The 18,307-nt window shown below is 51.2% G+C and carries 22 protein-coding genes and 2 tRNA genes; 17 read left to right on the top strand and 7 right to left on the bottom strand.

The window, feature by feature from the left end:
- The first annotated feature begins 18 nt into the window (after positions 1-18).
- From fliJ to rcsA, 10 genes are all read left to right on the top strand, one after another.
- On the top strand, positions 19-462 hold the full coding sequence (gene fliJ, locus HV229_RS10015) for a flagellar export protein FliJ (protein ID WP_016153491.1): 444 nt from the start codon (positions 19-21) through the stop codon (positions 460-462).
- Positions 459-1,673: a flagellar hook length control protein FliK gene (fliK, locus tag HV229_RS10010; RefSeq protein WP_047502069.1), complete on the top strand. Its 1,215-nt coding sequence runs from the start codon at positions 459-461 to the stop codon at positions 1,671-1,673. The genes fliJ and fliK overlap by 4 nt, the downstream gene beginning before the upstream one ends.
- A gap of 104 nt (positions 1,674-1,777) precedes the next feature.
- Positions 1,778-2,245, top strand: a complete 468-nt coding sequence (gene fliL / locus HV229_RS10005) for a flagellar basal body-associated protein FliL (protein ID WP_016153493.1) — start codon at positions 1,778-1,780, stop codon at positions 2,243-2,245.
- Positions 2,246-2,249: 4 nt separating this feature from the next.
- Positions 2,250-3,254: a flagellar motor switch protein FliM gene (gene fliM, locus HV229_RS10000; protein WP_003030434.1), complete on the top strand. Its 1,005-nt coding sequence runs from the start codon at positions 2,250-2,252 to the stop codon at positions 3,252-3,254.
- On the top strand, positions 3,251-3,664 hold the full coding sequence (fliN, locus tag HV229_RS09995; RefSeq protein WP_003030433.1) for a flagellar motor switch protein FliN: 414 nt from the start codon (positions 3,251-3,253) through the stop codon (positions 3,662-3,664). Before fliM ends, fliN begins: the two co-directional genes overlap by 4 nt.
- Positions 3,664-4,041, top strand: a complete 378-nt coding sequence (gene fliO / locus HV229_RS09990; RefSeq protein ID WP_029139581.1) for a flagellar biosynthetic protein FliO — start codon at positions 3,664-3,666, stop codon at positions 4,039-4,041. Before fliN ends, fliO begins: the two co-directional genes overlap by 1 nt.
- Positions 4,041-4,778 (top strand): flagellar type III secretion system pore protein FliP, encoded by a 738-nt coding sequence (fliP, locus tag HV229_RS09985; RefSeq protein WP_006684053.1) that lies wholly within the window; start codon positions 4,041-4,043, stop codon positions 4,776-4,778. Before fliO ends, fliP begins: the two co-directional genes overlap by 1 nt.
- Positions 4,779-4,787: 9 nt before the next feature.
- The gene (fliQ, locus tag HV229_RS09980) at positions 4,788-5,057 is read left to right on the top strand and encodes a flagellar biosynthesis protein FliQ (RefSeq protein WP_003030425.1); all 270 of its coding nucleotides are present in this window, start codon (positions 4,788-4,790) and stop codon (positions 5,055-5,057) included.
- A gap of 8 nt (positions 5,058-5,065) precedes the next feature.
- Positions 5,066-5,851, top strand: coding sequence for a flagellar biosynthetic protein FliR (fliR, locus tag HV229_RS09975; protein ID WP_019077076.1), 786 nt, complete (start codon positions 5,066-5,068; stop codon positions 5,849-5,851).
- A gap of 289 nt (positions 5,852-6,140) precedes the next feature.
- Positions 6,141-6,764 carry a transcriptional regulator RcsA gene (gene rcsA, locus HV229_RS09970; RefSeq protein WP_016153497.1) on the top strand — a complete coding sequence of 208 codons (624 nt, stop codon included), beginning with the start codon at positions 6,141-6,143 and terminating at the stop codon, positions 6,762-6,764.
- 54 nt (positions 6,765-6,818) lie between these two features.
- Here rcsA and dsrB read toward each other — a convergent pair whose 3' ends face one another.
- Positions 6,819-7,007, bottom strand: a complete 189-nt coding sequence (gene dsrB, locus HV229_RS09965) for a protein DsrB (protein ID WP_003030419.1) — start codon at positions 7,005-7,007, stop codon at positions 6,819-6,821.
- 163 nt (positions 7,008-7,170) lie between these two features.
- Between dsrB and yodD the strand changes: the two genes are divergently transcribed.
- Positions 7,171-7,398 (top strand): YodD family peroxide/acid resistance protein, encoded by a 228-nt coding sequence (yodD, locus tag HV229_RS09960; protein ID WP_003030417.1) that lies wholly within the window; start codon positions 7,171-7,173, stop codon positions 7,396-7,398.
- Between the two features lie 206 nt (positions 7,399-7,604).
- Here yodD and HV229_RS09955 read toward each other — a convergent pair whose 3' ends face one another.
- Together HV229_RS09955 and HV229_RS09950 are read right to left on the bottom strand one after the other, a co-directional pair.
- Positions 7,605-7,787, bottom strand: a complete 183-nt coding sequence (locus tag HV229_RS09955) for a DUF2158 domain-containing protein (protein ID WP_016153498.1) — start codon at positions 7,785-7,787, stop codon at positions 7,605-7,607.
- A 77-nt stretch (positions 7,788-7,864) separates the two neighbouring features.
- Positions 7,865-8,776, bottom strand: a complete 912-nt coding sequence (locus HV229_RS09950; protein ID WP_181547454.1) for a DUF808 domain-containing protein — start codon at positions 8,774-8,776, stop codon at positions 7,865-7,867.
- A 178-nt stretch (positions 8,777-8,954) separates the two neighbouring features.
- Between HV229_RS09950 and yedA the strand changes: the two genes are divergently transcribed.
- Positions 8,955-9,875 carry a drug/metabolite exporter YedA gene (gene yedA, locus HV229_RS09945; RefSeq protein ID WP_016156848.1) on the top strand — a complete coding sequence of 307 codons (921 nt, stop codon included), beginning with the start codon at positions 8,955-8,957 and terminating at the stop codon, positions 9,873-9,875.
- On the opposite strand, the gene HV229_RS09940 is transcribed toward yedA, so the two are convergent.
- The 3 genes from HV229_RS09940 to HV229_RS09930 form a co-directional block, all read right to left on the bottom strand.
- Entirely contained in the window at positions 9,867-10,334 is a 468-nt protein-coding gene (locus HV229_RS09940; protein ID WP_049269529.1) for a very short patch repair endonuclease, read from the bottom strand. The genes yedA and HV229_RS09940 overlap by 9 nt on opposite strands.
- Entirely contained in the window at positions 10,315-11,745 is a 1,431-nt protein-coding gene (locus HV229_RS09935; protein ID WP_049282106.1) for a DNA cytosine methyltransferase, read from the bottom strand. The genes HV229_RS09940 and HV229_RS09935 overlap by 20 nt, the downstream gene beginning before the upstream one ends.
- A 76-nt stretch (positions 11,746-11,821) precedes the next feature.
- Complete coding sequence (locus tag HV229_RS09930; protein ID WP_049041212.1) at positions 11,822-12,514, bottom strand: phosphohydrolase; 693 nt, start codon at positions 12,512-12,514, stop codon at positions 11,822-11,824.
- A 442-nt stretch (positions 12,515-12,956) separates the two neighbouring features.
- Between HV229_RS09930 and HV229_RS09925 the strand changes: the two genes are divergently transcribed.
- Complete coding sequence (locus HV229_RS09925; protein WP_181547452.1) at positions 12,957-14,018, top strand: porin; 1,062 nt, start codon at positions 12,957-12,959, stop codon at positions 14,016-14,018.
- 161 nt (positions 14,019-14,179) lie between these two features.
- On the opposite strand, the gene HV229_RS09920 is transcribed toward HV229_RS09925, so the two are convergent.
- Positions 14,180-14,269 (bottom strand) — tRNA-Ser (locus HV229_RS09920).
- A 93-nt stretch (positions 14,270-14,362) separates the two neighbouring features.
- Between HV229_RS09920 and mtfA the strand changes: the two genes are divergently transcribed.
- The 4 genes from mtfA to HV229_RS09900 all read left to right on the top strand — a co-directional run bounded on the left by mtfA (position 14,363) and on the right by HV229_RS09900 (position 18,307).
- Positions 14,363-15,160, top strand: a complete 798-nt coding sequence (gene mtfA, locus HV229_RS09915; protein WP_046275704.1) for a DgsA anti-repressor MtfA — start codon at positions 14,363-14,365, stop codon at positions 15,158-15,160.
- 99 nt (positions 15,161-15,259) lie between these two features.
- A tRNA-Asn gene (locus HV229_RS09910) sits at positions 15,260-15,335 on the top strand.
- Positions 15,336-15,597: 262 nt separating this feature from the next.
- Positions 15,598-16,635, top strand: coding sequence for an extracellular solute-binding protein (locus HV229_RS09905; protein ID WP_181547450.1), 1,038 nt, complete (start codon positions 15,598-15,600; stop codon positions 16,633-16,635).
- Entirely contained in the window at positions 16,619-18,307 is a 1,689-nt protein-coding gene (locus HV229_RS09900) for an iron ABC transporter permease (protein ID WP_181547448.1), read from the top strand. The genes HV229_RS09905 and HV229_RS09900 overlap by 17 nt, the downstream gene beginning before the upstream one ends.

Below are 18,307 nucleotides of genomic sequence, written 5' to 3'. Positions count from 1 at the left end.
AGCAGGAGAGCATAGGTCATGGCACAACATGGTGCATTAGCCACACTTAAAGACCTGGCTGAAAAAGAGGTAGATGACGCCGCTGTCTTATTGGGAGAGATGCGTCGTGGCTGTCAGCAGGCGGAAGAGCAGTTGAAAATGCTGATCGATTATCAGCATGAGTATCGCAACAATCTGAACAGTGACATGGGTCAGGGTATTACCAGTAATCGCTGGATCAATTACCAACAATTTATTCAGACGCTGGAAAAAGCGATTGAGCAACACCGCCAACAGCTCAATCAGTGGACGCAGAAAGTAGACCAGGCATTGAACAGTTGGCGCGACAAAAAACAACGTTTACAGGCGTGGCAGACTCTGCAGGACAGACAAACCTCGGCGGCGTTACTGGCCGAAAACCGCCTGGATCAGAAAAAAATGGATGAATTTGCTCAGCGTGCAGCTATGAGGAAACCCGAATGATTACTTTACCCCAACTGATTACCACCGACACCGACGTAGCCGCAGGTCTTCAGTCAGGCAAAGCGGTTGATTCACCCGAGGATTTTTTAGCGCTGCTGGCGGGTGCATTAGGTGCGGACAACGCGCAGGGTAAAGACGCCCCGCTGTCGTTTGCCGACTTACAGGCGGCCGGTAGCAAACTGCAAAAAGGGTTACTGCAAAAAAATGGCGATTCAGCACCGTCGCTCAAGTTGACCGAACTACTGGCGCAAAAAGAGATGCACACTGATGCTTCTCTTGTCGACATGACAGACGCTCAGCAACTGTTGTCTGCCCTCACGCCCTCACTGAAAGTTAATGCCCTGACGACTCTGGGCAAAGTCGCTCAGCAGGATGAAAAAAACACCGCACTGAGCGATGAGGATCTCGCCAACCTGAGCGCGTTGTTCGCCATGCTGCCAGGACAACCGCAGACCACGCCTGCCGTCGACAGCGCGCCAGCCCCCGTTGATGCGACGCTTTCGGCGTTGTCACGAGGTTCGGTACACAGCGCTATCGCCGATAATGCTGGCGAATTGCTGCCAGGTGATGCCAAAAAAGGCAAAGCGGATATTGCAACGCCTGCCAGCAGCGTAGATCAGACAAACAATCCGACATTAACCCCGTTGACGGCAGCGGCGACGACCAGAGCGGAAATTGAAAGCGCCCCTTCGCCGACCAGCATTGGCATGACGACGGCGCCGTTAAGTGGCCCGCAGTCCCACGCTCAGCCGTTACCGACCGCCGCACCTGTGCTAAGCGCGCCATTGGGTAGCCAGGAATGGCAGCAATCACTGAGCCAGCACGTCACTCTGTTTACTCGCCAGGGCCAGCAAAGCGCAGAACTGCGTCTGCATCCACAGGATCTGGGCCAGGTGCACATTTCCCTCAAGCTGGATGACAATCTCGCGCAGTTGCAAATGGTATCGCCACACAGTCACGTGCGCGCTGCGCTGGAAGCTGCATTACCGATGCTGCGTACGCAGTTGGCTGAAAGCGGTATCCAGCTTGGACAAAGCAGTATCAGTAGTGAAAGCTTTGCCGGTAATCAGCAGTCTTCCGGGCAGCAACAGCAGGCGGGTCGCGCTCAGGGACAAGACATTTTTGCCGCTGAAGATGACGCCGTACTGGCAGCGCCAGCCTCACTGCAAGCCGCAGCACGCGGTGATGGAGCAGTAGACATCTTCGCCTAACGCCAGAGGTAGCATGATTATCCGCGTCTTTTCCACGCTTTGTCGTGGACAGGACACGGGATAATCAGCCCATAAGCTGTACCGAAACAGGAAGCCCGTATCTGATGACTGACTCCGCGATTAACAAAAAAAGTAAACGCGCTATTTGGATCCCTCTGCTGGTATTGATTACCCTCGCCGCCTGCGCAACTGCGGGTTATAGCTACTGGCGCATGCAGCAGCAGCCGTCCGCCAGCGTCAAAGCGGAACCGGCTCCACCGCCAGCCCCGGTATTCTTTGCGCTGGATACCTTTACCGTCAATCTGGGTGATGCGGACCGTGTACTGTATATCGGTATCACGCTGCGCATGAAAGACGAGGCAACGCGTTCACGTCTTAACGAATATCTGCCGGAAGTGCGCAGCCGCTTGCTGCTGCTGTTCTCTCGTCAGAACGCGGCTACGCTCGCCACCGAAGAAGGTAAGCAACAGCTCATTGCCGCCATCAAAGAGACGCTCGCGACTCCGCTCGTTGTTGGACAACCCAAACAGGTTGTCACCGACGTTCTTTATACAGCTTTTATTCTGCGGTAAAGACATGGGCGACAGTATTCTTTCTCAGGCTGAAATCGACGCATTGCTTAATGGCGATAGCGAAACTAAAGACGAACCCATTTCCGGTATCGCAAAAGAAAGCGATATTCGTCCTTACGATCCCAACACCCAGCGCCGCGTGGTACGTGAGCGTTTACAGGCGCTGGAGATCATTAACGAACGCTTCGCGCGCCAGTTCCGTATGGGGTTATTTAACCTGTTGCGCCGTAGCCCGGATATTACCGTGGGTGCGATCCGTATCCAGCCATACCACGAGTTTGCGCGCAACTTACCGGTTCCGACCAACCTGAACTTAATCCACCTGAAGCCGCTGCGCGGTACGGGTCTGGTGGTGTTCTCACCGAGTCTGGTATTTATCGCCGTCGATAACCTGTTCGGCGGTGATGGCCGCTTCCCGACGAAAGTGGAAGGCCGCGAATTTACCCATACCGAACAGCGCGTTATCAACCGCATGCTGAAGCTGGCGCTGGAAAGCTACAGCGACGCGTGGAAGGCCATCAATCCGCTGGAAGTGGAATACGTTCGTTCCGAGATGCAGGTGAAATTTACCAATATCACCACGTCTCCTAACGACATCGTGGTCAATACCCCATTCCACGTTGAAATTGGCAACCTGACCGGTGAATTTAACATCTGTCTGCCATTCAGCATGATTGAACCGTTGCGTGAGCTGCTGGTGAACCCGCCGCTGGAAAACTCGCGTAATGAAGATCAGAACTGGCGCAATAATCTGGTGCGTCAGGTTCAGCATTCTGAGCTGGAGCTGGTGGCAAACTTTGCCGACATTCCGCTGCGGCTATCCCAGATTTTAAAACTGAAACCCGGCGATGTACTGCCGATTGAAAAACCCGACCGCATTATTGCTCATGTGGACGGCGTGCCTGTACTGACCAGCCAGTATGGCACGGTGAACGGTCAGTATGCGTTACGCGTAGAACATCTGATAAACCCGATTTTGAATTCGCTGAATGAGGAACAGCCCAAATGAGTGATATGAATAATCCGTCCGATGAGAACACTGGTGCATTGGACGATCTGTGGGCTGACGCGTTAAACGAGCAAAAAACCACGCCCACCAAAAGTGCGGCCGATGCGGTATTCCAGCAGTTAGGTGGCGGCGACGTCAGCGGTGCCTTGCAGGACATCGACCTGATCATGGACATTCCGGTCAAACTGACCGTCGAATTGGGCCGAACCCGCATGACCATCAAAGAGCTGCTGCGTCTGACGCAGGGTTCGGTCGTCGCGTTGGATGGGCTGGCGGGAGAGCCGCTGGATATCCTGATCAACGGTTACCTGATTGCCCAGGGTGAAGTGGTGGTTGTCGCAGACAAATACGGCGTACGTATCACCGACATTATTACCCCATCTGAACGCATGCGCCGTCTGAGCCGTTAATCATGAATACCCAGGCTACAGTTTCTCAGCCAGCCGCCGTACCCGGCTCACCGCTGGTTCAGGTAAGCGGCGCGCTGCTTGGGATCATCGTATTGATCCTGGCTGCAGCCTGGGTGATTAAGCGTATGGGGTTTGCCCCCAAAAGCGCCGGTACGCGCGGACTGAAAGTTGCGGCAAGTACCTCACTGGGTCCACGTGAGCGCGTGGTGATTGTTGAGGTTGAAGATGCGCGCCTGGTACTGGGCGTCACGGCCTCGCAAATTAACGTGTTGCACACCCTGCCCCCGGCGCCTGCTGATGCAGAAGAAAAACCGGCCTCCCCCGCGGATTTCCAGGCCATGATGAAGAGTTTGCTTAAGCGTCCCGGGAGATCCTGATGCGCCGTTTGTTATCCATCACGCTGGCAGGCTTATGGCTTTTCAGCCCAGTAGCCCTCGCCCAGCTCCCGGGTCTGGTTAGCCAGCCGCTGCCTGGCGGCGGACAAAGCTGGTCTTTGCCCGTGCAAACGCTGGTGTTTATCACCTCGCTGACGTTCCTGCCCGCCATTTTATTGATGATGACCAGCTTCACCCGCATCATCATCGTTTTCGGTCTGTTACGAAATGCGCTGGGAACCCCTTCGGCCCCCCCGAACCAGGTGCTACTGGGCCTGGCGCTATTTTTGACCTTTTTCATCATGTCGCCGGTAATCGACAAAATCTACGTCGACGCATATCAGCCGTTCAGCGAAGAGAAAATCTCTATGCAGGAAGCCATGGAGAAAGGCGCACAGCCGCTGCGCGAGTTTATGTTGCGCCAGACCCGTGAAGCCGATCTGGCACTCTTCGCGCGCTTAGCAAACAGCGGTCCCCTACAGGGACCAGAAGCCGTACCGATGCGGATTTTGCTTCCAGCCTATGTCACCAGCGAGCTGAAAACGGCATTCCAGATAGGCTTTACCATTTTTATTCCGTTTCTGATTATCGACCTGGTCATCGCCAGCGTGCTGATGGCGCTCGGGATGATGATGGTCCCCCCGGCCACGATCGCGCTACCGTTCAAGCTGATGCTGTTTGTGTTGGTAGACGGTTGGCAATTGCTTGTCGGCTCGCTAGCTCAAAGCTTTTACAGTTAGAGGCGCGAAATGACACCTGAATCGGTCATGATGATGGGCACAGAGGCGATGAAAGTCGCCCTGGCCCTTGCCGCGCCTTTGCTGTTGGTCGCCCTCGTCACAGGTCTTATCATCAGTATTTTGCAGGCGGCGACCCAGATAAACGAAATGACGCTGTCCTTCATTCCCAAAATTGTCGCGGTTTTTATTGCCATCATTGTTGCCGGCCCGTGGATGCTTAACCTGCTGCTCGACTACGTGCGTACGCTGTTCAGCAATATCCCCTACATCATCGGGTAGATGACATTATGCTGCAGGTGACCAGCGTTGAGTGGCTCCACTGGCTGAATCTTTACTTCTGGCCTTTGCTGCGCATCCTGGCGCTCATCTCAACGGCTCCGATTCTCAGCGAGCGCGCGATCCCCAAACGAGTAAAACTGGGGCTGGGGTTAATGATAACCGTCGTTATCGCTCCGTCGATTCCCCCGGTAGACGTCCCTATCTTTTCTATCGGCGCGCTATGGCAGGCAATGCAACAAATCCTGATCGGCATCGCTCTGGGCTTCACTATGCAGTTTGCCTTCGCGGCAGTACGTACCGCCGGGGAATTAATTGGTCTGCAAATGGGTCTCTCCTTCGCAACCTTCTTTGATCCCGGCAGCCGTCTGAATATGCCGGTACTGGCGAGACTGATCGACATGCTCGCCATGCTGTTATTCCTGACTTTTAACGGCCATTTGTGGCTTATTTCGCTGTTGGTGGATACATTTCATACCTTGCCAATCGGCGGCAATCCGGTGAACAGCAATGCGTTTCTCGCGCTGGCGCGGGCGGGTAGCCTGATTTTCCTCAACGGACTAATGTTGGCCCTGCCGATAATGACGCTGCTACTCACCCTAAACCTCGCACTCGGTCTGTTGAATCGCATGGCTCCTCAGCTGTCGATTTTCGTCATCGGTTTTCCACTCACCCTCGCCGTGGGTATTTCATTAATGGCGGCCCTGATGCCATTAATTGCGCCATTCTGCGAGCGATTATTCAGCGAAATTTTTAATTTATTGGCTGATATTGTCAGCGAAATGCCCGGAAAATAATAACCCTTAATTTTTATCCTGTTTTACTAAGGATTGTCCTAAATTTAAAAAGCGACAACATCCACCAGGATATCTCTGTCGCGGTTTATTTATTATTGACTCACTCACATAACGCAACATTTACTTTACTTTAAGATGTTTCCTGGCAAATTATACGCAACTTTACGGGATAGTAATTTCGCCTGAAAAACAGCGAAAGCGTCATCTTGGGTCGTTATTATTCCGTTTAGTTGTGATGAAAATAATCAGGTAAGGGGAATTATCGTTACGCATTGAGTGAGGGTATGCCATGTCAACGATTATTATGGATTTGTGCAGTTACACCCGGCTAGGGTTGACCGGATATCTGGTAAGTCGGGGGGTGAAGAAAAGGGAAATCAACAACATTTCCAACGTTGAGGAGCTCAGTCTCGCCTGTGTCTCTCAACAGCCCGCTGTGGTGTTTATTAATGAGGACTGCTTTATCCACGATCCTGCTAATAGCCAGCAAATAAAGCAAATCATTAATCAGCATCCCGGCACATTATTTATTGTGTTTATGGCAATTGCCAACGTGCATTTTGATGAGTATCTATTAGTCAGAAAAAATTTATTGATTAGTTCTAAGTCGATTAAACCAGATTCACTGGATGAACTCCTTGGCGATATTCTGAAAAAAGAAGTAGATTTTGTCATTGATGTGAATCTACCGACATTATCATTGAGCCGTACCGAGTCCAGCATGCTACGCATGTGGATGGAGGGTCAGGGCACAATACAGATATCCGACCAAATGAATATCAAGGCCAAGACCGTGTCATCCCATAAGGGGAATATAAAACGAAAGATAAAGACGCATAATAAGCAAGTTATCTATCACGTTGTGAGACTCACCGATAACGTTACCAATGGTATCTTTGTGAATACGCGCTAACACGTTCTGACTGGTGGCGAATCCACCAGTCAGGATCATGCAGCAAAACTCACCTTATTCTACTTTTTCCACGAAGATACCATCCTGATGACCTGACTCATTAAAGAACCAGATACCGAGCGGGTAGTCTTCCAGCGAAACCAGGTACATGGTGCCTTCACTAAACTCTTCGATAGCCAGTACCACGCCCGGTCGACGAGGACCGCCGTCCGTTTTGACTGTGACCCGATCATTCACCTTCATAGTTTTCCTCCTGTGGCTTTGTGCCAGTGTAGAACAATTTCCTTTTTCTGGCAGCGCCCGCCTCGCGCGATTGCGGGTTTTATCGACGGTCTATACTTAAGTTGTGCGTATCTGATGTTTGGATGCGCTCCCCCGGTATCCTTAACGGTTGAGAGGTATGAGGATGAAAACCGCGAAAGAGTACAGCGATACGGCCAAACGTGAAGTCAGCGTCGATGTGGACGCGCTACTGAAGGCAATCAACGAAATCTGCGAGAGTGAAATTCATCGCAGTCAGGATGACCCTGAACGCGTCAGCGTCGACGGACGTGATTACCACACGTGGCATGAACTGGCCGACGCGTTCGAGCTTGATATCCATGATTTTAGCGTGTCGGAGATCAATCGCTGACTGAGGGCGAAAAAAATCCCGGCCCTTATCGGGTCGGGATCAAGCTTGCTTATGCAAGAAGCACTTGAAAATTCGTTACACCAGGAAATCTGATGTGAAACAAACCTTATCTGCAATTTTTTTGCCTGACAAGTAAATAATTCTCACTAAAATGATAAATATAACTAATGATTGAAAGATCACCCGGTTACGCGCACCCCAGGTGTTCAGGCATCCTGGCAGAGCTTTCTTCGCTCGCCCGGCACCAGTTCATCTTCACGGAATGCTTCCCGTTTGACGCCAAAGCCGTCGTACCAGCGACACTCCACCATTCCGCTGGCATACCCGGTAACGATCATGCGTGGGCCACCCTCTTTGGAGGTGACTTCCTCACTGACAGAAAAGACCATACCTGCCTCCTGTATCAAGAGAAACCTTTACACCTTAGACGACAAAGAAGGGTTTTGCGTAATCAACCCTGCGACAATTAGTGCGAAAGTCCGCGCACTCTGGCGACGGCTTTCACCAGCAGCACCACTATTGCGCCGATGATAAAACCGAGCACCAGATTCAGCAGGGTCGGAAGCATCAGCGCAATCAATGCACTTTGCTGTTGGGCAAAATGTTCAATCGCATGATGCAGCGGTGTTATTCCGTGCACCACAATTCCGCCGCCAACCAAAAACATCGCCAGCGTGCCGACCACGGAAAGTGTTTTCATAAGCCAGGGGGCAACAACCAGCAACCCTTTACCCAGCGACTGGGCCAGCGTACTGCGCTTTTCTGCCAACCAGTATCCGATATCATCGAGCTTAACGATAATCCCGACCAGGCCGTAGACCCCCACGGTCACCACTAACGCGATGCCAGATAACACCAACACCTGATTCAACAATGGCGCATCCGCTACGATCCCCAGCGTAATCGCGACAATCTCAGCAGATAAAATAAAGTCGGTACGTATCGCCCCTTTAATTTTGTCTTTCTCAAAGGTGAGTGGATCTTGCGCTGCCAAAGATGTCAGACGCTGCTGACGCTCTTCCGGGGTTTCTTTGTGCTTACGCGCTTCCAGGGTATGGAGAACTTTTTCTACACCTTCAAAACAGAGGAACGCCCCGCCTACCATTAATAAGGGGGTGATCGCCCAGGGAATGAAGGCGCTTATCAATAGCGCCAACGGCACAAGGATAACTTTGTTAACAAACGATCCTTTCGCTACGCTCCAGACCACCGGGAGTTCGCGGTTCGCCCGCACACCCGACACCTGCTGCGCGTTAAGCGACAGATCATCGCCCAGCACACCCGCGGTTTTTTTCGCGGCCAGTTTTCCCATGACAGAGATATCATCCAGCAAAGTGGCGATATCATCGAGTAAGGTCAATAAGCTACTTCCTGCCAAAATTTTTACCCTCAATATTATTTTTTTGCAGTCATAAGTATGAAGTAAAACACGCAATGCTGAAACTGACCTTTCTGGTCAACAAATTTTTAACATCGGCACGTAATTATAAATCTCGCCAGCAAGATAGTTTTGACGTTTACTATGTTGCACCTTTTTATTTCCACCGTGAGGGATTATGCGTTTCAGGCAATTGCTACCGCTTTTCAGTGCGCTTTTCGCGCTGTACATCATTTGGGGTTCCACGTACTTCGTTATTCGCATTGGCGTTGAAAGCTGGCCGCCGTTGATGATGGCTGGCGTTCGTTTTCTCTCTGCGGGGATTTTATTAACAGCATTCTTACTTATCCGCGGACATAAGCTGCCGCCTCTGCGCGTGCTCCTGAACGCCGCGTTAATTGGTATCCTGCTGCTGGCTGTCGGTAACGGACTGGTCACCGTCGCAGAACATCAAAACGTGCCTTCCGGTATTGCCGCCGTAGTGGTCGCCACCGTTCCGCTGTTTACGCTGTGTTTTAGCCACTTTTTTGGCATCAAAACGCGCAAACTTGAATGGATGGGGATCGCAATTGGACTCGCGGGGATCATCATGCTGAACAGCGGTGGTAATTTGAGCGGTAATCCATGGGGAGCAATTTTAATCCTGATAGGTTCGATAAGCTGGGCGTTTGGCTCAGTGTACGGCTCGCGCATAACGTTACCCGTTGGCATGATGGCCGGAGCCATTGAAATGTTAGCCGCCGGTATTGTGCTGATGTGCGCCTCGCTGATTTCCGGGGAAAAGTTGACCACTATGCCGACGTTTTCAGGCTTTATGGCGGTCGCCTATCTGGCCGTGTTTGGTTCTATTATTGCCATCAACGCGTATATGTACTTGATCCGCAACGTCAGCCCGGCATTAGCCACTAGCTATGCCTACGTTAATCCGGTTGTCGCCGTACTGTTAGGTACCGGCCTGGGAGGAGAAAGTCTGGCGCCCATCGAATGGCTGGCGCTTGGCGTGATTGTATTTGCGGTGGTACTGGTCACACTCGGTAAATACTTATTTCCCATTAAAGCGGACGCCGTTGCGACCCCGTCGGAAAAGACGTTACAGTAAATGGATACCGAGGGTGTCGATCTGCGCACTTGCGCCACCGCCGCAGATCCACTCGATGACGCGTTCGGACAACGCGTCATCCCCCAGCTTTTCGCGCCCACGCAGGGCGCACTCCCAGACAATCAGTACGCGCCAGCCCAGAGCCTGCAATTTTTCACAATCCCGCGCGTCACGCTGAACATTTTTGCCTATTTTTTCCAGCCAGAACGCTGTTCGTGTGGCGGGGACTTTGAATAGATAGCAGTTGTGATGATGCCAGAAACAGCCGTGGGTAAAAATCACACAACGATAATCATCCACCACGAAATCGGGACGACCAGGTAACGTCGCATCCTGCACACGAAACGTTACCCCCTGCTCTGTCAGTACGCTGGCAAGGCGTTTTTCAATTGCGGTATCGCGGGTTGCTATCGCCCGCATATTTTTACTGCGCGTCGCTTTATCGTGAACGTCTGCCATGCAGTTTCTCTTTCTCGCGAATAGCAACCGCCTGTTTGATTTTTGGCTCCAGCAGTCTGGCTACCGCCGCAAATGCCGGGACGACCACCGAATTACCAAACTGGCGATAAGCCTGTGTGTCCGACACCGGGATCCTGAACTGATAGCCCTGAGGTGATTCAAATCCCATCAGGCGCGCGCACTCTCTGGGCGTCAGCCTGCGCGGACGGTATCGTTGATTGTGCGGATCATCAAAATCCTTTTCACCCAGCGCCATATCCCAACCGCGGTCGATCAAGATCTCCGCCCCATCTTTATAGTAACGCGCCGATAATGTGCGCGTTACGCAATCGGGATTGCCGGGATACACCATGCCATAGCCAAATCCATTGCCCCGTGCCTGATGCTTTTTCGCATAACGATACAGATATTTCCACAGCACCGGCGTGAGCACATATTTTGCATCGACGGTCGGCTCAAGTAGCTCCGCCAGCGTCGTACGCCGCTGAGGATAGCGGGAGACAATATCGCGCAGCGTGAAGTCTGATTTCAGATTCAGATCGCGGCGAAAGCCGACGAGCACAATACGTTCGCGATGCTGGGGCAAAAAATGTTGCCCATCGATAATTTTCGGATCGTCCGGCCCGTTATCGTGTGCATCAGCCACGTCATAACCCAGCTCATCCAGCGTTTGCATAATGATGCGGAACGTTTTCCCCTGATCGTGACTCTTCAGGTTTTTGACGTTTTCGAGCACAAATATTGCCGGCCGACGCGCATCGATGATGCGCACCACGTCAAAAAAAAGTGTGCCTTGCGTATCGCAGGCGAAGCCATGAGCCCGCCCTAACGCGTTTTTCTTTGATACACCGGCCAGAGAGAATGGCTGACAAGGAAATCCCGCCAGCAGCACGTCATGCTGCGGAACATGCTGGCGGATATGTTCCGCCGCCTGCAGGTCGCTCACCCCATCATGATGACTGAGGGTGATATCGCGAATATCTTCATTAAAATGGTGCTGGTGAGGATCACAGTAGTGATTCGCTTTGTAGGTGCGCACCGCATGCTTGTTCCACTCACTGGTAAACACGCACTGCCCGCCAATCGCCTCAAAGCCGCGACGAATGCCGCCAATACCGGCAAAAAGATCGATAAAGCGAAAAGCATAATGTGGATGATGCGCAGGCGGCCTCGGCAGCAAGTCGTTCAGATGAGCCAACTCACCGTCGCTGAGGCGATGCCACGTTTCATTGGCAACCACTCGCTTGAAGATGGCCGGACTCCAGCGGTTCTCGCCAACACCATTCAGATGAGCAACCAGCGTTTTCACGTCATATATTTCAAGCAACTTAGCCAAAATCACCTGTGCGGCGGCCTCGTTATCATCTGTCATCGGGTTCATGGAACCTGCTACTGAAAAATTATCCTGCATACATTTAACCGGCCGAAATGGATAGCTGACAGGTTAACATAATTTAGCGCGGTTGACGTTGCGGCTGTACTGGCGACTAACGCAACTTAAAGGGTTGAATCGCGTCAAGATCCAGCATTTCATATTCTCCTTTTAACTCCGCACTCAGCTTCGCCATGTACGTCAGTAAGAAGTCAGCATTATGTTGCGCCAAATGCCGACCGTGTTCAGTTTGCATCGTCAGCGGCAGCGTCAACAATTTAGTCTGGAAGTGATCGAGTGCGTACTGTTTATCATCAAGGCTACGCTGTCGGGCAAACGGATCTTCCGCATCAAACAGCGCCACACCTAACGTGCCGGACACGGCAAATACGCGTGCTAAACCAATTGCGCCCAACGCCTCAAGCCGGTCAGCATCCTGCACGATTTTGGCTTCAAGGGTTTCTGGTACGATTTTGGCGCTGAAACTGTGCGCCTCAATAGCATGGCACACGGCAGGTAATCGTTGTTGTGGGAAATCAGGGAAATCACGCTTCAAAACGCGACGCGTTTCCTGGGCTGCCAGTACCGACGAACGATGACGATCGGGATGATTCTTCGGCAAACTGACGAGATCGTGGAAGTAGCACGCCGCCAGCACCACCAGCCAGTCTACGGTCACATCCATGCTCAACTTTTGTGATGTCATCCAGACGCGACGAAAATGAAAGATGTCATGGGCAGCGTCGTGCCCGGAATGATTGTCACGTAACCAGGCTTCAAATTTCGACTGCCAGTACTGTAGTTCCATACTCTCGCTCTTCGCAGAAAGAAAACCACCTTAGCAACAATTCTTATGTCAGACTACCGTCGACGCTTTTTATCATCAATACATATTATTCACTTAATAATTATCACCCTCACGGATATATAAGCCCATTATTCAAAACAAGCAGTTCAATTATAATTCCGCATGCAAAATAAATAACAAATATCAATAATATACATTCAACAAGGTAGAATAAAAGAAATCATAACCATATGATAAAAAATACATTTATATGGACAATATTAATTAAAATGTCATGCAATTTTAATTATATAAAAGCAACGATGAAACATCTTGAAATATCTTAAATACATTTGTTACATATTATATTTAAAATTAAATGAACTTCATAGATAGTATTTAAATGTAGTCTTTCAGATAGTGTTACATATTCATTTTAATTATTATATAAAGGGAATACATAATGAAAAGAAAAGTACTGGCACTGCTTCTCCCTGCCTTATTCGCTGCAAGCGCAGCAAATGCGGCTGAAATTTATAATAAGAATGGCAATAAAATTGATTTTTACGGCAAGATGGTAGGCGAACGCATCTGGTCGAATACGGATAGCAGTAACAGTGAAAATGCTGACACCTCTTACGCCCGTTTTGGGGTGAAAGGTGAAACCCAGATCAGCAACGAGTTGACAGGTTTTGGTCAGTTTGAACACAACCTCGACGCCAGCAATGCGGAAGGATCTCAGAGGCAAAAAACCCGTCTGGCCTTCGCGGGCCTGAAATATGCGGATTACGGCTCATTTGATTATGGTCGTAACTATGGCGTAGCCTACGATGCGGCAGCCTACACCGATATGCTGGTTGAATGGGGTGGCGATTCATGGGCTGCGACGGATAATTTCATGACCGGTCGTACCAACGGCGTGGCGACCTACCGCAACACAGATTTCTTCGGCATGGTTGAGGGTCTTGATTTCGCGCTACAGTACCAGGGTAAGAATCACGATGACGCTGTCACTGAAGCAAATGGCGACGGCTACAGCATGTCGGTGGACTACAACGTAGATGGCTTTGGTTTCGTCGCGGTGTATGGTAAATCCGACCGTACTGATAAACAATCCATCGATGGCTATGGCAGCAACGCTGAAGTCTGGTCTCTGGCAGCAAAATATGACGCCAACAGCGTTTATGCGGCAGCAATGTATGGCGAAACGCGTAATATGACCAGAACCGGAACCGCTCAGGTTTTTGCAAACAAAACGCAAAACGTTGAAGCAGTCGTTCAATATCAGTTCGACTTTGGTCTGCGTCCATCCCTGGGTTACGTTTACTCGCAGGGTAAAGACCTGGCCGGCGGTGTTAACGCTGACCGCGTGAATTACGTCGAGCTCGGCACCTGGTACTACTTCAATAAAAATATGAACGTCTACACAGCGTATAAATTTAACCTACTGGATAAAGAAGACGGCGCAATTACGGGCAACGCAGTTGACGATCAGTTTGCCATGGGCATTGTGTACCAGTTCTAATCTCCACAAACTCAAAAGCCCGCGCTGCGGGCTTTTTTTTGTTCAACGAAGCGTATTTTTTACCACACGGGCATTACAACGATAAACTTGTGAGGATACTCAAAGAAAAAGACATCCACGAGAACTGTCGTTGAAAGCAAGGCGTGCAAGTGCTTGAATAGTGGCGGAGAGAGGGGGATTTGAACCCCCGGTAGAGTTACCCCTACTCCGGTTTTCGAGACCGGTCCATTCAGCCGCTCTGGCATCTCTCCGTTTTGGCGGTTGCCATGATGCCAGGTAATTTGGCATTTTAACAGACCCAGTTCCGTCAATTTCGTTCAAGTGACGAGTTTGCGAGCAAAACGATGATTAAGTGGCCCTGGAAAGAACAAGAAGCAACCCGGAGTGACGATTGGCCGTGGGACGACGCCCTGGCTATTCCCCTTTTGGTGAATCTCACCGAGCAAGAACAAGCCAGACTTATTGCCCTGGCCGAGCGCTTTTTGCAACAAAAAAGAGTAGTCGCTCTTCAGGGGTTTGAGCTGGACCCGCTAAAAAGTGCGCGCATTGCTCTGCTATTCTGTTTACCTGTTCTGGAAATGGGGATTGAGTGGCTCGACGGGTTTCATGAAGTTCTCATCTACCCTGCCCCATTTGTCGTAGACGATGAATGGGAAGACGATATTGGGCTGGTGCATAATCAACGCGTGGTACAGTCCGGGCAGAGTTGGCAACAAGGCCCGATAATCCTCAACTGGCTTGATATTCAGGATTCCTTTGATGCCTCCGGCTTTAATCTGATCATCCATGAAGTGGCGCACAAGCTTGATATGCGTAATGGCGATCGTGCCAGCGGTATTCCGGCGATTCCCCTGCGCGATATAGCCGGTTGGGAACACGACCTGCATGCTGCAATGAACAATATTCAGGATGAGATCGATCTGGTTGGTGAAACTGCGTGCAGTATAGATGCCTACGCAGCGACCGATCCGGCTGAATGCTTTGCCGTGCTATCCGAGTATTTTTTCAGTGCTCCTGAATTATTTGCTCCGCGTTTTCCTGCCTTATGGCAACGTTTCATCCAGTTTTATCGCCAGAACCCCATGGAGAGGTTACGCGATACCCGGGGAGACGACGATTATCGCTCACCAAACACGCATTAACACTGAATTTGAAGATTAATTAACCAATTGAAATGACGCGCTAATTTTACTGTTGACACCTCATGATGAGGTCAGTAATATGCGCCTCGTTCACACGATTCCTCTGTAGTTCAGTCGGTAGAACGGCGGACTGTTAATCCGTATGTCACTGGTTCGAGTCCAGTCAGAGGAGCCAAATTTAAGAAGCTCGCTTAAGGAAACTTAAGCGGGCTTTTTGCTTTTCACGTCTGTGTAAAAGCTGCCTCTATAAGCGCTCAGTCTGCCATAACTCCCCATTCCATGCCGCATCACATCGTTGATTAAAGTTGTGTAAATGTAAATCGTTTAAACTTTGCAATTATTGTAAGTGCTAGTGATTATCATTTATTGTACGCGAACCAAAAAAACGAGCCCTGACTCGGTTCACTGTATGTTCCAATTACTCTGGGATAAAAACGATGAATGCTCTGACTCGCACCGGATTGCGCCGTATCACGCTTGCCTCTGCCCTCCTCTTCTCTGTCAGCCTGCCGGCTTTCGCTCAGGAAACGTTAACGCTTTACACCACCCGTGAACCGGGCCTGATCCAGCCTTTACTTGATAGCTGGACTAAAACCAGCGGTATCAAAGTAAGTACGGTCTATATCAAAGACGGTATGCTTGAGCGTGTTAAGGCTGAAGGCAAAAACTCCCCTGCCGACCTGCTGATGACCGTCGATGCCGGAAATCTCATCGATTTGGTTGAAGCTGGCGTCACCCAGCCGGTAGAGTCAGAAGCGCTGAAAGCCGCCATTCCGGCGAATCTGCGCGGCGCGGATAATCAGTGGTTTGCGCTTTCTATGCGCGCCCGCGTACTGTATGCCGAGAAGTCGCTGCCAATCGATAACTGGCATTACGAACAGCTCGCCAGCCCTGAATACAAAGGTAAAGTTTGTATTCGTTCCGGTCAGCACCCCTACAACACGGCGCTGATCGCCGCGATGATTGCCCATCATGGTGAAGCTAAAACTGAAGAATGGCTACGCGGCGTGAAGGCTAACCTGGCGCGTAAAGCCACCGGCGGCGATCGCGATGTTGCCCGCGATATCCTCGGTGGAATTTGTGATATTGGTCTGGCCAACTCCTATTATGTCGGCCATATGAAAAACGCCAAAGAAGGCAGCGATGCTCGTCAGTGGGGCGATGCCATTAAAGTCGTTAAACCAACCTTTGAAAATGGCGGTACGCACGTCAACATCAGCGGTGCTGCCGTTGCCCGCTATGCGCCAAATAAAGCCGATGCCGTTAAGCTGATGGAATATCTGGTTTCCGCGCCTGCCCAGCAGCAGTATGCGAAAGCGAACTTCGAATATCCGGTACTGAAAGGCGTAACGCTTGACCCGGTCATTAGCGCCACAATCGGTGAAATCGACGTCGATAAAACGCTGCTCACCGAGATCGTGAAGTATCGTAAACAAGCTAGTTTGCTGGTAGATAAAGTTGGATTCGATCAATAAACCGCTGCAGTTTCCGACGTTACGCGGCCTGGTTTCCGGGCCGCAGTCATTATTAACGCCGTTGCATCTTGGCGCGTTGTGCGTCGCGCTTGGCGTCCTGACCCCCATCGTTGCGCTGATCTGGCAGGCTATCCAGGCTGATTTATCCCACTGGGATAATCTTATGACATATGTACTGCCTTCAGCGCTAAAAAACACCGTGCTGTTGCTAGCGGGTGTCGCGATAATGGTTGGCGTCATTGGCGTAGGCAGCGCATGGGCGGTAACGGCATGGGATTTCCCTGGGCGAAAAATTCTCAGTTGGGCGCTGCTGTTGCCGCTGGCAATGCCGACCTACATCGTTGCCTTTGCATGGCTCGATCTGCTGCATCCGATTGGCCCCCTGCAAACCTTTATCCGTTTCTTACTGGGCTTTGACAGCCCGCGACAGTTCCGCCTGCCCGATTTACGTTCCCTTTCCGGCGCAATAATCTTGCTCGGATTAGTACTTTATCCTTACGTGTACCTGACAACCCGCGCCATGTTTATCAGCCAGCCGGCCCATCTGTTGGAAGCTGCACGTACGCTGGGTTGCAGCGCAACCGGGACCTTTTTTCGTGTTGCACTCCCCATGGCACGCCCGGCACTGGCCGTCGGGATCAGTCTGGCGCTGCTGGAGACGCTTAACGATATTGGCGCGTCGGAATTTCTCGGGGTACAAACGTTAACCGTTACCGTATACACCACATGGATCTCTCGCTCTGATTTATCTGCCGCAGCGCAAATCGCCTGCATGATGCTGATGTTTATATTCTTTATTCTGACGCTGGAATTTTATGGCCGCAGAAAACAGGGATTCAGCAGCCGTAGCCTGCGGGAAATTCAACCCACCCGCGTGCAAGGCTGGCGTGGCTGGCTACTCGGTGTCGTTATTTCGCTGCCAGTTGTGCTGGGCTTTCTGGCCCCGGTGCTGTTTTTAATCTGGGAAAGCGCCAAACGTATAGGTGACGAGAGCCCTATATCCTCCTCGTTACTGTCTGCATTACAAAATACGTTATCACTGGCCGCGGGAACCACGTTGGTGGTGGTTTGCGTCAGTATGTTGGTGGCCTGGAGCGCGCGGCATAGCGCCGCAGACAACGCGATGCCAGGATTTCGCCGTGGTGTAATGCGTCTGGCTTCTTTAGGCTACGCGGTTCCTGGTACAATTCTGGCGATTGGTTTTTTAACCCCCGCCATGGCAGTCGACCGCTTGCTGGCAGATTTACTGGATGTTCGCGGCCTGCCGCTGATGTCTGCGGGGATCCTGCTGGTAATTTGTTGTGCCATGCGTTTCCAGGCGATTGCTATCGGCGCACTGGATTCCGGCCTGGGCCGCATTCCGCCTTCGCTGGAGCAGGCTTCTCGTCTGTTGGGTGAGAATGGTGCGGGCACATTTGCACGGGTTCATTTCCCATTGCTGCGCCCGGCGTTAGTGAGTAGCGCCCTGCTGGTTTTTGCCGATGCCATGAAAGAACTGCCAACAACGTTGCTGTTGCGCCCGGTAAACTTCGAAACGCTGGCAACGTTGCTGTATGCAGAAGCCGCCCGTGGAACCTATGAAGAAGGTGCTATCGCCGCGCTAATGATTGTTTTAGCTGGCACGCTACCGGTTATTTTGTTGGTGCGTCACCAGATGACTCGCCGTGGTTAA

Origin of the sequence: Citrobacter sp. RHBSTW-00524, assembly GCF_013747755.1 — a bacterium.
Taxonomy (GTDB): domain Bacteria; phylum Pseudomonadota; class Gammaproteobacteria; order Enterobacterales; family Enterobacteriaceae; genus Citrobacter; species Citrobacter braakii.
The sequence above is the reverse complement of the archived record's forward strand: the minus strand, read 5'-3'. Positions and strand labels throughout refer to the sequence as shown.

Bases quoted from the DNA above. Each gene is read 5' to 3' on its own strand.
- fliJ (WP_016153491.1), top strand. From the start codon at position 19: ATGGCACAACATGGTGCATTAGCCACACTTAAAGACCTGGCTGAAAAA.
- fliK (WP_047502069.1), top strand. From the start codon at position 459: ATGATTACTTTACCCCAACTGATTACCACCGACACCGACGTAGCCGCA.
- fliL (WP_016153493.1), top strand. From the start codon at position 1,778: ATGACTGACTCCGCGATTAACAAAAAAAGTAAACGCGCTATTTGGATC.
- fliM (WP_003030434.1), top strand. From the start codon at position 2,250: ATGGGCGACAGTATTCTTTCTCAGGCTGAAATCGACGCATTGCTTAAT.
- fliN (WP_003030433.1), top strand. From the start codon at position 3,251: ATGAGTGATATGAATAATCCGTCCGATGAGAACACTGGTGCATTGGAC.
- fliP (WP_006684053.1), top strand. From the start codon at position 4,041: ATGCGCCGTTTGTTATCCATCACGCTGGCAGGCTTATGGCTTTTCAGC.
- fliQ (WP_003030425.1), top strand. From the start codon at position 4,788: ATGACACCTGAATCGGTCATGATGATGGGCACAGAGGCGATGAAAGTC.
- fliR (WP_019077076.1), top strand. From the start codon at position 5,066: ATGCTGCAGGTGACCAGCGTTGAGTGGCTCCACTGGCTGAATCTTTAC.
- rcsA (WP_016153497.1), top strand. From the start codon at position 6,141: ATGTCAACGATTATTATGGATTTGTGCAGTTACACCCGGCTAGGGTTG.
- dsrB (WP_003030419.1), bottom strand. From the start codon at position 7,007: ATGAAGGTGAATGATCGGGTCACAGTCAAAACGGACGGCGGTCCTCGT.
- yodD (WP_003030417.1), top strand. From the start codon at position 7,171: ATGAAAACCGCGAAAGAGTACAGCGATACGGCCAAACGTGAAGTCAGC.
- HV229_RS09955 (WP_016153498.1), bottom strand. From the start codon at position 7,787: ATGGTCTTTTCTGTCAGTGAGGAAGTCACCTCCAAAGAGGGTGGCCCA.
- yedA (WP_016156848.1), top strand. From the start codon at position 8,955: ATGCGTTTCAGGCAATTGCTACCGCTTTTCAGTGCGCTTTTCGCGCTG.
- HV229_RS09940 (WP_049269529.1), bottom strand. From the start codon at position 10,334: ATGGCAGACGTTCACGATAAAGCGACGCGCAGTAAAAATATGCGGGCG.
- HV229_RS09935 (WP_049282106.1), bottom strand. From the start codon at position 11,745: ATGCAGGATAATTTTTCAGTAGCAGGTTCCATGAACCCGATGACAGAT.
- HV229_RS09930 (WP_049041212.1), bottom strand. From the start codon at position 12,514: ATGGAACTACAGTACTGGCAGTCGAAATTTGAAGCCTGGTTACGTGAC.
- HV229_RS09925 (WP_181547452.1), top strand. From the start codon at position 12,957: ATGAAAAGAAAAGTACTGGCACTGCTTCTCCCTGCCTTATTCGCTGCA.
- mtfA (WP_046275704.1), top strand. From the start codon at position 14,363: ATGATTAAGTGGCCCTGGAAAGAACAAGAAGCAACCCGGAGTGACGAT.
- HV229_RS09905 (WP_181547450.1), top strand. From the start codon at position 15,598: ATGAATGCTCTGACTCGCACCGGATTGCGCCGTATCACGCTTGCCTCT.